The sequence below is a fragment of the Pantoea sp. Lij88 genome, assembly GCF_030062155.1.
GTDB lineage: Bacteria > Pseudomonadota > Gammaproteobacteria > Enterobacterales > Enterobacteriaceae > Pantoea.
Genome location: NZ_CP118269.1, coordinates 1927575 through 1941583 on the forward strand (window position 1 = coordinate 1927575; position 14009 = coordinate 1941583).

A 14009-nucleotide genomic window follows, 5' to 3' on the forward strand; every position below is an offset into this window, starting at 1 on the left:
AATATTTTCTGATTAAGCCGCAGGCCCTGGCATTTTTGCCGGGGCCTTGAATTTCATCCGTTACAATAAACTCCACGGTTATAAATGAAGGAAGATATTTAAGCATGCATGCCTGGAGACTGCTGGCGCGTTGCCTCTATTAATGTCGGCAGGATTTTATTTCCAGTGTCTCTTTATCTATATTGCATATAATCATTATCATTGGCTGAATTAAGCGAAGCAGGATGACAGAAATACTTTCCTTACAGGGATGACTGAAATTCAAAAAACCTTTTCAGCAACTGAATAGTCTCAAGCCGTAAATCCTGATGGCTTAACTTTTCTCCTGAACAAGCGGTCAGGCCCCTGAAAGTTTATTGCCTTTTCCTGTGCGTCTCAGGAGGCAATAGGCGCTTTCGTTGCCGGAGGGGTAATTCAAAAAAAGTTTATCTTCACTCAGCAAAACCTGAGAGAAAAGGCGCCAGGCACGCTGCACACCTTGTCGAACCCCAGCCGCGATTGTATCCGGTTAAAGCAACGTTATTTGCCTGAGTGAGCATCATTACGCTCTGGGTGAGGACTGCCTCGCGGCTTTCCCGTTCTGGCTAATTCACCAGACTCTCTCTATGATGATTTTTTCCCCGGATGTTTATCGGGAACGATCAATGGCTTAGGGAATTTTCCTCGCGATGACCTTGTTAAATGACCTCGATCTGCGTCAGCTGGAAGCCTTCTCGGCGGTAATTTCTGCGGGCAGTGTCACCGCAGCAGCCAGGGCGCTGAACCGCTCGCAGCCCGCTGTTACCCGCCTGATTCAGGAGTTAGAGCAGTCGCTGGGTTACCCACTCTTTATTCGCAATGGCCCGCGCATTCATCCCTCTGAAGAGGCGTTACAGCTGCATCAGTATGTGCAGAAAGCGCTGCTGTCATTGCAGCAGATCCGCTTACGCGCTCAGGAGATCGCGCATCAGCAGCATCGCCCACTCAGTATTGCTGCGACGCCCGCGCTGGCGGCCGGACTGCTGCCGCAGGCGCTGGCCGCACTGAACCTGCAAAACAAAGTGCAGATCATCAGTGAATCTGCCGAACAGACGGCGCATGCGGTGATCACCGCCGAAGCTGACATCGGTTTATGCAGTCTGCCGCTGGAGCATCACGCGGTCGAACTGCACTGGATTGGGCAGTCGCAGTGCGTGATTGCGCTGCCGGAAGACGATGAGCTGGCGGCGAACAGTGAGCTGTCGCTGAGCCAGCTGGCAGGCCGTCGTTTAATTGCCCCCTGGAGCCCGCAGCGCTTACGCGGGCGCTATGAAAAAGCGCTGAAGAAAGTCAAAGCGCCGCTGCTGGAAACCATCGAAACCAACTCGTCAGCGAATATTCTGGGCTGCGTGCGGGCGGGATTAGGCGTGGCGATCCTCGAACCGGTTACGGGCTGGGGTATGCCGCTGGCGGGTGTGGCGATCCGGCCGATTCAGGAAGAGATTCCCTACTTCTTTGGCGTGATTACGCCACAAGGCCGTCAGATTTCCAGCGCGACGCAGGCGCTGGTGGACGCACTGGCGGATGCGGCCGCGCAGCTGTTGCCGGGTTTTGAACGTCTGCCCGCCAGTGAACATCCGCGCATTATGAAGATTATCAATCAGGATTGATTCCGGCTGGCCTGTCACGGTCACCCCAGGGGTGGCCCTCACGTCTTACAATCAGGTGACGGGATGCGCGTTGAAAGACACCCCGGCACACCGCTATTGAAAACCCCCTTGTTTTCAACGCTTATAACTTTTCCTGCATAAGATATAAGAAATCCATTGGTCAGATGCTGAGCGCAATTCTTGACTCCGATTTGGGGCAAGAGGATTATGCGAAAACTTAGCTCTTATTATGTGTATTGATGATTGTTGGCCTCCTATTATGCATTTGTCGGATAATGGAAAGGCAGCGTTATCAGCGCGTTTTAACCGTTTTCGCTCGCCTTCAGGCGATCGCTGACACCAGGAAACTCTCTATGACGTATGCCGCCAAAGGGCTTGCCGCGCTGGAAGCTCAGCTACAGCAGGATCTGGAATTTCTGGAACTGCCCGCCAGACCCTGGGTACCTGAGCGCACTTATCAGCATGCCCCGGTACGGGATGTGGTGGTGATCGGTGCGGGCATGTGCGGTCTGGCAGCGCTCGCGAAATTACAGTTCACCGGCATCACCAATGTGGTGGCCTATGACGCTGCCCCCGCAGGGCTGGAAGGGCCGTGGATCACTTTTGCTCGCATGGAAACCCTGCGCTCGCCGAAAACGCTGCATGGCCCGGCACTCGGTCTCGCGCAGCTGACCTTCCGCGCGTGGTTCACGGCGCAGTGGGGCAACGAAGCATGGCAGGAACTGGACAAGATCCCTAAAGCGCAGTGGATGGATTACCTGATCTGGTATCGCAGGGTGCTGAATCTGCCGGTGCAGAATAACGTGCGCGTCAGCAATATCGCGCAGGCCGGGGATGTCATTGCGCTCGATCTGGACGGTGCCGAAACCGGCCGTGTCTACACACGCCGTCTGGTGCTGGCCACCGGGCGTTCAGGACTCGGCGGTTTTGCCGTACCCGATTTCCTGCAAGGCATCGACCGCCGGTTCTGGGCACACTCCGCCGATAACATCGATTTTGCCGCGTTACAGGGCAAACGCGTTGCCGTGATTGGTGCAGGCGCGTCGTCAATGGATAACGCGGCCACCGCCCTGGAGCAGGGCGCGAGCGCAGTGGACCTGCTGATTCGTCGTAAAGAGATGCCGCGTATTAACAAGATGACCGGCATTGGCAGCCAGGGCGTGGTGCACGGCATGCATCAGTTGCCGGACGCGTGGAAGTGGAAGTTTGTCGATTACACCGCTGCGATACAAACCCCGCCGCCGCGTTCTTCAACCCTGCGCGTCTCCCGTCATGAGAATGCGCGCTTCTTCCTCGACTGCGGCATTAATGCGGTTAAACAGGAGGCCGATGGCCTGCTGATTGACACCACCCAGGGCGCACTGCGCTATGACTTCCTGATCGCCGCCACCGGTTTCACCAACGATTTCCACGGCCGCCCGGAGTTTGCTGCTATCGCGCCGCACATCCGAAGCTGGGGAGACGGCCGGTATCAGCCTGAGATGGGGCAGGCGCGTCGCAGCCTGCTGGAAGCGCCTGATCTCGGGCCTTCATTTGAGTTCCGCGAACTGACGCCCGGTGCCTGCCCGATGCTGGCACATATCCACTGCTTTAATGATGCCGCGATGCTGACGCACGGCAAAGTCTCCGGCGATATTCCGGCAGTGAGCGCGGGTGCCGATCGTCTGGTGCGCGGCATTGCTGCCTCGCTGTTTGCCGATGACGTGGAGCAGCACTTCACCAGCTTACAGGCTTTTGACACCCCTGAACTGCAGGGCGATGAATGGGTGGATTCAACTCCACGACTAAAACAGGAGAGCGCGTTGTGAGCGACGTAATTGATCAGGCAGCCGGATTAACCCCCGATGAGGCGTTGTATCAGACACGCCGCCTGCGTCCCGAATTTGTTGAGGGCGCAGAAGCGTGTCGAGTGTCAGTGCTGACGCCGGAAGATGATCAGGGTTTATCTGCGGATCTGCGCATTGCGCTGGCCCAGCGCATGGCGGTACTGAACGGCGATGCGCCGCTGCAACGTGATTATCAGGCACAGCTGGCGGCGTTAAACCCGTCTGAGGCACTGCTGGCGCTTGCAGCGGGCGAAAAGGTGAGTGAGGAGCCGCTGGCAACGATTGCACGCCATGCTGACAGGGTGACACAGCAGCCGATTGAGGCGACCGAACAGCACATTCGCCTGCTGGAACAGGCCGGTTTAAGCAATCCGCAGATTGTCGCCCTCTCTGAACTGATCGCCTTTGTTAACTTCCAGACGCGCGTCGCGGCTGGATTACGTCTGATGAGGTCCGCATGATTCCGTCGGTTAATCTCAAGCCGCTGCACTGGCATCCGTATATCGCACCAGTGGATGTTGAACAGGCGACACCGGCGCAGCTCGATGCCATGAAAGTGACGCCGTCCAACAAGAAAATCTCCGAGTACGTGCGCACGCTGGTCCACGATCCTGAGAGCTACACCGCACGAACCGGATTATTCAACGCCATTATGTACGTTGAAGGCGGTCTGGATCGCGCGGATCGTGAGCTGGGCGCGCTGGGTGCTTCAATCGTTAACGGTTGCCGTTATTGTGCGGTGGTGCATGCGCGCCGTCATGCACAGCTGGCTGAGAGTGACGACGTGGTCAGCGCCATCTATTTTGACCGGGCGGATGTGCTGGGCGAACGCGACGCGGCGATCTATCACTTTGCCCGTCGTTTATCGGTCACGCCATCTGAAGCTACGCCGGACGATGTCGCCGCTCTGCGCGCCGTCGGCATGAACGATCAGGAGATTCTCGACCTGATCCACGCTGTCGCCATCTTTGGCTGGGCCAACCGTCTGATGCATGTGCTCGGCCATGCTGACCTGAACAAATAAGGGCTGCACCGGATGTTAGAACTCAACAATATTACGCTCGCTTACGGCAGCAATCCGATTCTGAAAGGCGTCGATCTGTCGGTAAAACGCGGCGATGTGGTGTCAATCATCGGGCCAAGCGGCACCGGGAAAACTACGCTGCTGCGCTGCATCAACTATCTGGCGAAGCCGTCAGCGGGGACGATTCAACTCGATCAGATCCGCATGGATTATCAGTCACCGGATAAAGCGGCGATTCAGGCGATTCGTCTGCGCACAGCCATGGTGTTTCAGCAGTTTAACGTCTTTAAAAACATGACGGTGCTGGAGAATGTGATGGATCCGCTGATCGTCATCCAGCGTAAAACGAAACAGCAGGCGCGCGACATCGCCGTGCAGGAGCTGGAGCGCGTCGGCCTGGGAGCGAAACGCGATCACTATCCGTCGCAGTTGTCCGGCGGCCAGTTACAGCGTACCGGAATCGCGCGTGCCCTGGCGGTGCGTCCGGATGTGATGCTGTTTGATGAACCGACCTCATCGCTCGATCCCGAGCTGGTGGGTGAAGTGCTGAAAGTGATTAAAGATGTGGCGTCATCCGGCATTACCTCGCTGCTGGTGACGCACGAAATGCAGTTCGCGAAAAGCATTTCGAATCGCATCGTGTTTATGGATCAGGGTGTGGTGGCTGCGGAGGGAACGCCTGTCGAGATGTTTGATAACCCAACGCTGCCGCGCCTTGCCCAGTTCCTCAACTCAGAAAAAGTATTCTAATAATCAAAGGAATCAGAGACATGCCTGCAATCAAAACCACATTACGTCGCCTGGCCGCGCCTGGCATCATCGCACTGGCCCTGATCAGCGGAAACAGCTTTGCTGACGCCGTACGCACCATCAAAATCGCTACCGCCGCGGAGTCCAAACCGCTGTCGTGGGGGGCGATCGGTCATGAGCCTGAGGGCTACGAGCCGGACGTGCTGAAAGCCATCAACGCGAAACTGCCACAGTACAAATTTGTGATGGAAGGCGCGGCGGATATCGCGCAGGAAACCGGCCTGGTGACCGGCAAATATGACATGGCGACGGGCGGATACTACAAAGCACCCGCGCGCAGCAAACAGTTCCTGATCCCGGATGCACCGATTGGTGCCAGCCTGATGAAGATCTACAGCCGCAGCGACAGCAATATCAACGGCATGAAAGATTTGGTCGGCAAGAAGATCGTGCCGGTGACCGCAGGCGGTGGCGTGTATAAGTTCGTTACCCAGTGGCAGCAGGATAACCCGAACGACAAAATCACCATCAAGGCGTCCAGCGCCGGCGTGCCTTACCCGGATCGCCTGAAAGAAGTGCAGAACGGGAAATATGATGCGCTGATCCTGCCTTCTAACCTGGGTGAGCAGACGGTGATCGACAACCAGAAGCTGGCGATCAAAGCCAGTGAGCCGGTGGTGATCAACAACACCTATGTGCTGATTCACCGTTCTGCAGAGAATCAGGCACTGAATGATGACATCACCAAAACACTGAAAGAGCTGAAGGCGGACGGCACGCTGGATAAGCTGGCGCAGAAGTGGTTTGGCGAAGACGTTACGAAGTACATGAAGTAACAGATTCACTGCGTCCGGCGCTGAGCCGGGCGCAGGCTGTCCTTTTTAGCAGGAGTGTTTCACCGTGAATCTATCCTCCATGATTCCAGAACTGCTGTCGGCGCTGCCTTTGACGCTCGGCATCATGTTTGTGGCGATGATTGTCGGGTTCTTTCTGGCGCTCATCGCGACGTTTTTCCGCGTGCGCCGTATCCCCGTGATTAGCCAGATGGCCGATCTCTATGTTTCCTATGCGCGCAGCGTGCCCGTGGTGCTGCAGCTGTTTGTCGCCTTCTATGGTATGCCACTCATTACCGATAACTTTGGCTTCAGCGACTTCTTCACGGCCAACGTGGCGGCGATGATCGGTCTGAGCCTGTATCACGGCGGTTATCTGTCGGAAGTGATGCGGCCGGCGTACCTGGCGGTTGAGCGGGGTCAGCACGATGCCACCGACAGCCTGGGCTACAGCTTCCGCCAGAAAATGCTGCGTGTCATCGGCCCACAGGCGGTGCACTTTGCGCTGCCGGGTTACGGCAATGCCATTATCTATCTGATTCATAACGTTGCGCTGGTGATGTACATCGGAGCCGCAGATGTGATGGCGACCGCGCACCTGATCATGGAACGCGATTACAACCAGTATCAGTTCGGCACCTATCTGGTGCTGGCCGTGCTCTATTCACTGCTGTGCGGTGTGGCGTGGCTGGTTATCCGCTTCTTTGAACAACGTCATGCGAAGTACAGCTCGAAGTCTGCGCCGCGCGTGAAGTTCACCACCAGCGTCTGAGTGAGGAAGAAAAACCATGTTTGATGCTGAGGTTTTGCTGCCAGACTTCTGGAGCATTCTGGATGCCGTGCCGGTAACGCTGCTGATGGCGGTGACGGTATTTATCTGTTCGACACTGTTAGGCGGGCTGTTTGCATTTATTGAGCATCGTCGCATTCCGGTGCTGCGCCAGCTGGTGATCACCTACAAAATCGCCTTCAAAGGCGTGCCGATGGTGGTGGTGATTTTCCTCGCCTATTACGGCCTGCCACCGGCGCTGCACTTTGTGGCCACGTTATTTGGCGTCGAGGTCAATGCCCATTCACTGCCGAACTGGGTGATCATCATTGTGGCGCTGAGTGCCTGCGTCGCGGCATTCCAGGCGGAAGTGTGGAAAGGGGCGCTGAACTCATTCGACAGCGGACAATCGGATGCTGCCCTGTCGCTCGGCTACAGCGGTGGACAGCTGTTTCGTCGTGTCATGTTCCCGCAGATTATCGTGGCGGCGATCCCCGATCTTGCGAATGCCTTTATGGTGATCATGAAAGCCCTGTCGCTGGCATTTGCCATCGAAGTGGTGGATATCTTTGCCCAGGCACAATTAACGGCGGCATTGAATTTCTATTACCTCGAAGCCTTCCTGATTGCGGTGGTGTTCTACATGGTGATTGCCTATGTCGTCACTAAGATTGCCGACAAAATTGAGGCGGCGCTGCGGGTGCGCACCTGATTTATCGCGTTGTAATGAAACGGCATCGCAATGTGGCTGATGCCGTTTCTTCAGATAAGTTAAGGGGATGTGATTTTCAGCACCCCGTGACTGACGGGTAATTGCGACAGACCAGAATGATTTTTTGACCCGAAACCTTTAGCCAGCATGAAGCTTAGAAAGTTTTATCAGGCTCAGCTGAGAAGTTTTTTAAAAAGTGTGAGCAATAACTGTCCATCGTCCCCAAGGGGCATGAAAAACGCTTCATCTGTTTTTTCAACAACCTTTACGGCCTGTCCCGCAAGCGTTCTGCCTGCTTCAGACACCACAATGACGTTTGAACGGATATCTTCCGGATGGGGGACGCGCTGAATATATCCCGATTTTTCGAGTGCCCGGACCACCTGCGAAATCGTCATGGTATCGCTGCCCGTCAGTTGTGACAGCCGTGCCTGAGTAAGGGCTTCTTTTCCCTGAAACCAGCTGGCCACTGCCAGAACAACGAATTGCGTATGTGTCAGTCCCAGAGGCTGCAGGGCAGTTCGCTGCTCACGCTGCCAGCGATTAGAGATTCTCCAGAGGAGAAAACCCGGGCTTTCGTCCGGCCCTTCAAAACTGCTGGGAAGAGGTTTACGGCTTTCAGACGTCATAGACTAAGCCTTTTGTTCTGCGAGATAGTGTGCCAGTCCGGCCATCACGTCCGGAAAGTCAGCGCTGATACCTTCTCCGAGCGCCTGAGCATCCGGTCCCTGTGTGCGTATTGCATAGACAAGCTGACACTGACCTGATGCTTCAATGCGATGCTCCACTCTGACCCGCGTCTCACCAATCAGTGTCTCATCAGTGAAATGTTGTTCGGCCGCGACATCAATGAGCCTGCTACGGATCATTTCCCCATCCGGCAACGCCATCGAAAACCACGTTCCCGCCTGAAATGCCCCCTCAAGCGCTATCGATTTAACGCCCGGATTCCAGTGTTTCCACGAGGAGGTGTCTGTAAACGCCTGCCAGATCTTATCCGGTGTGGCAGGGATAGGATGTTCATACGATTTATACCAGTGTTCAGCCTGAGTCATGTTCATCACCTGCAGTTAACATAAGTGAGCATATGATATGTGCACTTGCAATATCACAAGCCGTTTTCCTGTCAAAAGGAAACGCGGGGAGATGAGATGAGAAGCAATCTGGTGATCGACAACAGATGAACAAATGAATAACCAAAAAAAACCCGCCATAGGCGGGCAAATCGTTACAGTGCATTCAATAGAGAAGCTTTCTCGTGCACAACTCATGTGCACTTCATTTATCGACCGTAGTGGCAAAAACTTAAGGCATAACGGCATGCTGCTGATGCCGATGACCGGCAGTTTTTTGGCACAAAAAAGCCCGCGTTACGCAGGCATAAATTGCATCAAGAAAGGAAAATCGTAGCATCAGCTAAGGCTGACTCGCACACCATACAGTGTTCGGGTGCGATAGATAGTGATGAGGGAGTAAATAGCGAAGGGTGAGCACGATATGCAGGACGGGCATTAAAAAGCCCGCTCAGGGGCGGGCTCACCAAAACGAATCTGATTGCCTATTTACCATCAGCCCATTTCGTAATCTGATGATCAATTTTGTCATCAAGAAAATGGGTGAACTGACCCGACCCCGCCTTCACTAACAGTGCCATACAGGCAGCAAATACCAGTACCAGTAACACTCTGCTGAGACTCATAATCCTTCCTTGTATGAATAATCTGGCGGGTTTAACCGGACGAGTCCGGATACACGTTCCGATTAGCTGATGCGCTGCTTCATCTCGCGCTGATGTTTGTGATAATCCTCATCACACTCGCTTGAACAGAAAGCCGTATCGGCCACGACAGCTTCATCTTTGCACCAGATACATAAGCCGTTAGGGCTTTGGAGCTTACTCTTTCGGGCGGCCAGGGAGGCGGCGAGATGCGCTTCTTCGCGCTCCTGTGCCAGATCAACGTCATCCATAAATATTCAGAACCTCATCAAATTTTAACGATTTAAACACAAATCGTTCACCACAGAGAAAACTTTTGTGTACATGAAGGCGGGCCAGGAGGGCAATGACAGCCCATTAAAACAGTACCTGCCTGTTTTTAAACCACTTTATTTGGATATGAAAAGTCCTAGCGCAGGGCATACCACTCTTTATGTTTCAGCGGATTCATTGCCGCACCAATCACGTCAGAAATGACATTCACCAGAATCACCAGGCCGCCAATCACCATCACACCGGCTGAAATCGCCGCATAATCCTGCTGCCGAATCGCGTTGATCAGCCAGCGTCCCAGCCCCGGCCAGTTGAAGACCATCTCGGTGATCATCGCCAGCGTTATCATGGTGGAAAACTGCAGGCCCAGGCGCGGGATTACCGGCGGCAACGCATTATGCAGCACGTGACGGCGGATCACCGTAAAGCGCGACAGACCGCGCGTGGCAGCCGCTTTGACATAGTTTTTGTCCATCACGTCGCTGGTACTGTTGCGCAGCAGACGGATCACTTCCGTCGTCGGCGCCATCGCCAGTACCAGCACCGGTAAAATCAGGTGGGTCAGGGCGCTGATAATCATCTCATGTCGCCACGGCGACCGACTCAGCCAGGCGTCAATCAGCGCAAAGCCAGAGATATTCTGCACCGGATAGAGCAGGTCGTGGCGTCCCGACACCGGCAGCCAGCCCAGGGTCAGAGAGAAGAACAGCGTCAGAATCAGCGCCAGCCAGAAGATGGGCGCCGAGAAGCCAATCAGTGCCAGCGCACTGATGGTTTTATCCTGCCATTTATTGCGCATCACGCCGGCACAAATGCCCAGCGGGATCCCCACCATTAGCGCGAACAGAAACGCCAGGATACACAGCTCCATGGTGGCCGGGAACACCTCGCGCAGCTGCAGGCCAATCTCCTGACCGTTGGTGCTGGAGACGCCGAAATCAAACTGCAGCATCCCTTTAAACCAGAACCACCAGGCGTCAAAAAGGGCCGCGCCTTCCAGCGGCGCGTTAGGGGTAAAGTAGCTCAGGCTGAAGCTGACCAGCGACAGCAGAAACAGGGTAATGAGCAGCAGCAGCAGACGGCGCAGAATATAGATAATCACTTATTTACCCTCATCAGCATCACGATAAACCCCGGCAAACGAGGCGTTGCCAAACGGACTCAGCACCAGCCCTTTAATATCATGTCGAAACGCCTGAAGTCGTAAAGAGGATGCCAGCGGCAGCACCGGCAACTCCTGCGCAAGAATCAGCTGCGCTTTGTCATAGCTGTCGATGCGCCCGGCAAGCTGCTGCGATAACAGGGCATTCTGCAGCGTTTCGTCAAAGGCGGGAGAACACCAGTGTGCGTAATTGGTCTGCGATCGAATCGCCGCGCAGCTGAGCAGCGGCCGGAAGAAGCTGTCCGGATCGTTACTGTCGGTCGCCCAGCCGGACAATGTCAGGTCATGATTCATCGCCATCAGCTGCGCCTCCTGAAAACGGCCCTCAACCGGGACAATCGTCAGCCGTACGCCAACCTGTGCCAGATCGGCCTGTAACAGCTCGGCGGTTTTCAGCGGGCTGGGATTCCAGGACTGCGACGCGGCAGGCACCACCAGCCGCAGATGCAGATCGGTAATGCCCAGAGCCGCCAGTGCTGCGCGGGACTTCGCCGGGTCATAGCTGGTGATGCGCGCATCATTGTCATAAGCCCAGGAAGCGCGCGGCAATATCGAGGCGGCGGTTTCGGCCGTGCCGTAATAGATTGACTCCATCAACCGCTCATTGTTGATTGCCAGCGCCAGGGCGTGACGTACTTCAGGACGGTCGAGCGGTGGTTTGCGGGTATTAAAGGCCAGATAGGCGATGTTCATACCGGGACGCAGCGTCATCCGCAGGCGTGGGTCATCACGCAGGATGCTGAGCTGGCTGGCTGCGGGATAGGCCAGTACGTCGCACTCTCCGGTCAGCAATTTGGAAAGCCGCCCGGTGCCGCCAGAACCCAGATCGATCACCGCCTGCTGCAGACGCGGCACACCTTTCCAGTAGTGAGGATTGCGCGCCAGACGGATGTACTGGCCGGTGCGATATTCGCTGAGCTGATAAGGACCGGTACCCACCGGCTGTCGGTCCATCTCTTCCTGGCGGCCCTGAGCAGTAAGCTGGTCGGCATACTCTTTCGACAGCACCGGCGCATAGTGGGTCGCCATGTGCCACAGGAACGACGCATCCGGGCTGTTCAGCCTGAACTCAACCGTTCTGTTGTCGATCTTCTTCACGCTCTGCACTGAATCGGCAAACTGCAGGCTATCAAAGTAGGGATAGTTGCCGCCGTTGACGTTGTGCCAGGGGTGATTACGGTCGAACATCCGGGCGAAGCTGAATACCACGTCGTCGGCATTCAGCGCACGGGTAGGGCGGAACTGATTGGTCTGCTGAAACTGCACGCCGCTGCGCAGATGGAAGCGATACGTCGCGCCGTTATCGCGCACTTCCCAGCTCGACGCCAGATCGGGCTTAAGACGGTAGGTGTAGGGATCGACATCCAGCAGGCGGTCATAAAGTTGTGCCGACAGCGTATCGACAGTCAGCCCGCTGCTGGCCATCTGCGGATTAAAGGTGTTCAGCGTACCGCTGACGCAATACACAAAGCCGGTCTGGCGGATATCACCAGCAGGCGCTGACCACGCAGGGACACTCAACACGCTGAGGCTGAGCAACAGCGAACATAGTAGTTTTGACATAGAACTCAACGATTTTGAGGCATTAAACAGAGTGTATCGCAAAGCGGGCATTGACCCAAAACCTGCAACCGCTGCCAGCCGGTTTTTCATCCTTGTGACCCTGGAAAGAACGCACAGAAGGTGGGGTAATGAGAAATATTCTCAATAAGGTGTTTACAGATGATAATAAGAATGATTATTATTCATCTGCACTTCGACGGCGGCTCTGCCGGTGAAGAGCACGACATTGCTCACATTGCTTCCAGTATTGTTGCCCGCCTCATGGCGGGCTTTTTTTTGGCTTTTGCGGCGGCCTGAAGGGCAGGATCGCCTTTGAATGGGTTGGCGAATTAATTGCGATTTTGCGTGAAAAACACGTTGCTGAAAAAGAGAGTCAAAGCCGGTGCTATCTGTAAAGCCTCGCAATAACGTGCGGGAGACCTGCACAAAACCGGACTTAACTATTACAGAAACGCAGTTACTATATGCACAACTTCAGCTCACCCAGCGCCTGACAATGAATAAAATCCAGAAAAACGTTCAGGTTTTCCATTATGCCTCCTTTCGTTATCTCTTTATGGGGCGTCTGTTCACCGTACTGGGCAATGGAATCGCACCCATTGCGCTGGCTTTTGCGGTACTCGATATAGGGGGATCCGCCTCTGATTTAGGCGTGGTAGTGGCTTCCCGCTCCCTGTTCAACGTGCTGTTTCTGCTGGTGGGGGGTGTCGTTGCTGACCGCTATTCACGCAGTCGGGTGTTAGTTGTATCGGCGCTGGTTGCCGCTGTTTCTCAGGCTATCGTTGCGTGGTCTGTGCTTGATGGTTCAGCCACGGTAATCAGCCTCACCTTGCTGGGTGCTCTGAATGGCGCGGCAGCGGGGATTGCTTTGCCTGCTTCGTCTGCGCTGGTTCCGCAGGTCGTGCCTGCAAAGCACCTGCGACAGGCTAATGCATTAATTCAGCTCGGTGTTTATGGTGGCACGGTGATGGGGGCGTCGATGGGAGGCGTGATTACCAGCGCTGTCGGACCAGGCTGGGGACTGGCGATTGATGCGCTGGGCTTTGCGGCTTCCGCGCCGCTTTATTTCCTTATGCGCGTCAGCCCGAATAATGCCGGGACCACGCAAGGGAATATCCTGCGCGATATCAAAGAAGGCTGGGCAGAATTTGCCGGACGAAGCTGGATTTGGTCGATAGTCCTTCAGTTCGCCATTATCAACGTCGCGTTCAATGGAATTGTGGAGGTCTATGGCCCGATGATTGCCGACGCCTCTTTCGGGCGGGCGCAGTGGGGAATTATTGTGGCTGCCCATAGCGTGGGTTTAATTGCGGGTTCATTTCTGGCTATGAAATGGCATCCTCGTCGCGATCTCCTGATTGGCGCGATGATGGCGGGTCTGTGCGCACTCCCGATATTTATGCTGAGCCAGAATATACCAGCAGCAGGGCTGATAGTGGGTTTCTTTATTGCTGGCGTTTCATTAGGCCTGTTCGGCGTCACCTGGGCGCATTCATTACAGACTCACATTCCGGCGGATAAACTGGCACGCGTGTACGCTTATGATGCGATGGGTTCTTTTATTGCCATTCCCTTTGGACAACTGGTTGCGGGGCCGCTGGCGGCACAATATGGCATAGAGCGTGTCTTACTGATGTCAGCACTGGCCGTTGTCATTGTTACCGCTGCCGTCGGATGGGTTCCGGCCCTCAGGCAACCTGAACGAATGGGAACTAAGCCGTACAACACGTGATAGCAATTTTCCTTTATGAC

The 14009-nt window shown here is 55.2% G+C and carries 17 protein-coding genes; 11 read left to right on the plus strand and 6 right to left on the minus strand.

Going from position 1 to position 14009, the window contains the following annotated elements:
- Positions 1-668: 668 nt before the first annotated feature.
- The 8 genes from PU624_RS12730 (at position 669) to PU624_RS12765 (ending at position 7542) form a co-directional block, all read left to right on the plus strand.
- The gene (locus PU624_RS12730; protein WP_283547899.1) at positions 669-1628 is read left to right on the plus strand and encodes a LysR family transcriptional regulator; all 960 of its coding nucleotides are present in this window, start codon (positions 669-671) and stop codon (positions 1626-1628) included.
- A gap of 353 nt (positions 1629-1981) precedes the next feature.
- Positions 1982-3436, plus strand: a complete 1455-nt coding sequence (locus tag PU624_RS12735; protein ID WP_283547900.1) for an NAD(P)-binding domain-containing protein — start codon at positions 1982-1984, stop codon at positions 3434-3436.
- Positions 3433-3915, plus strand: a complete 483-nt coding sequence (locus PU624_RS12740; RefSeq protein WP_283547901.1) for a CMD domain-containing protein — start codon at positions 3433-3435, stop codon at positions 3913-3915. Before PU624_RS12735 ends, PU624_RS12740 begins: the two co-directional genes overlap by 4 nt.
- Positions 3912-4478, plus strand: a complete 567-nt coding sequence (locus tag PU624_RS12745) for a peroxidase-related enzyme (RefSeq protein ID WP_283547902.1) — start codon at positions 3912-3914, stop codon at positions 4476-4478. Before PU624_RS12740 ends, PU624_RS12745 begins: the two co-directional genes overlap by 4 nt.
- Positions 4479-4490: 12 nt before the next feature.
- On the plus strand, positions 4491-5228 hold the full coding sequence (locus PU624_RS12750; protein ID WP_064690880.1) for an amino acid ABC transporter ATP-binding protein: 738 nt from the start codon (positions 4491-4493) through the stop codon (positions 5226-5228).
- Positions 5229-5248: 20 nt separating this feature from the next.
- Positions 5249-6064, plus strand: coding sequence for a transporter substrate-binding domain-containing protein (locus tag PU624_RS12755; RefSeq protein WP_283547903.1), 816 nt, complete (start codon positions 5249-5251; stop codon positions 6062-6064).
- Positions 6065-6143: 79 nt separating this feature from the next.
- On the plus strand, positions 6144-6833 hold the full coding sequence (locus PU624_RS12760) for an amino acid ABC transporter permease (RefSeq protein WP_283547980.1): 690 nt from the start codon (positions 6144-6146) through the stop codon (positions 6831-6833).
- A 16-nt stretch (positions 6834-6849) separates the two neighbouring features.
- Positions 6850-7542, plus strand: a complete 693-nt coding sequence (locus tag PU624_RS12765) for an amino acid ABC transporter permease (RefSeq protein WP_034823323.1) — start codon at positions 6850-6852, stop codon at positions 7540-7542.
- 173 nt (positions 7543-7715) lie between these two features.
- Here the strand turns inward: PU624_RS12765 and PU624_RS12770 are convergent, their stop codons facing one another.
- Positions 7716-8171 carry a MarR family winged helix-turn-helix transcriptional regulator gene (locus tag PU624_RS12770; protein ID WP_283547904.1) on the minus strand — a complete coding sequence of 152 codons (456 nt, stop codon included), beginning with the start codon at positions 8169-8171 and terminating at the stop codon, positions 7716-7718.
- Between the two features lie 3 nt (positions 8172-8174).
- Positions 8175-8597, minus strand: coding sequence for an SRPBCC family protein (locus PU624_RS12775; RefSeq protein WP_283547905.1), 423 nt, complete (start codon positions 8595-8597; stop codon positions 8175-8177).
- A gap of 133 nt (positions 8598-8730) precedes the next feature.
- Between PU624_RS12775 and PU624_RS12780 the strand changes: the two genes are divergently transcribed.
- Positions 8731-8952, plus strand: coding sequence for a hypothetical protein (locus PU624_RS12780; RefSeq protein WP_283547906.1), 222 nt, complete (start codon positions 8731-8733; stop codon positions 8950-8952).
- 148 nt (positions 8953-9100) lie between these two features.
- On the opposite strand, the gene PU624_RS12785 is transcribed toward PU624_RS12780, so the two are convergent.
- The 4 genes from PU624_RS12785 to sapA all read right to left on the minus strand — a co-directional run bounded on the left by PU624_RS12785 (position 9101) and on the right by sapA (position 12257).
- Positions 9101-9241, minus strand: a complete 141-nt coding sequence (locus PU624_RS12785; RefSeq protein ID WP_283547907.1) for a hypothetical protein — start codon at positions 9239-9241, stop codon at positions 9101-9103.
- Positions 9242-9303: 62 nt separating this feature from the next.
- Positions 9304-9510: a TraR/DksA C4-type zinc finger protein gene (locus PU624_RS12790; protein WP_283547908.1), complete on the minus strand. Its 207-nt coding sequence runs from the start codon at positions 9508-9510 to the stop codon at positions 9304-9306.
- A 158-nt stretch (positions 9511-9668) separates the two neighbouring features.
- The gene (sapB, locus tag PU624_RS12795; RefSeq protein ID WP_283547909.1) at positions 9669-10634 is read right to left on the minus strand and encodes a putrescine export ABC transporter permease SapB; all 966 of its coding nucleotides are present in this window, start codon (positions 10632-10634) and stop codon (positions 9669-9671) included.
- Positions 10635-12257 (minus strand): ABC transporter substrate-binding protein SapA, encoded by a 1623-nt coding sequence (sapA, locus tag PU624_RS12800; RefSeq protein ID WP_283547910.1) that lies wholly within the window; start codon positions 12255-12257, stop codon positions 10635-10637.
- Positions 12258-12428: 171 nt separating this feature from the next.
- Here sapA and PU624_RS12805 point away from each other — a divergent pair, with 171 nt between their 5' ends.
- A complete protein-coding gene (locus tag PU624_RS12805; protein ID WP_283547911.1) occupies positions 12429-12554 on the plus strand; it encodes a hypothetical protein in 126 nt (41 codons plus the stop codon).
- Between the two features lie 199 nt (positions 12555-12753).
- Positions 12754-13989, plus strand: coding sequence for an MFS transporter (locus PU624_RS12810; protein WP_283547981.1), 1236 nt, complete (start codon positions 12754-12756; stop codon positions 13987-13989).
- The last annotated feature ends 20 nt before the right edge of the window (positions 13990-14009 follow it).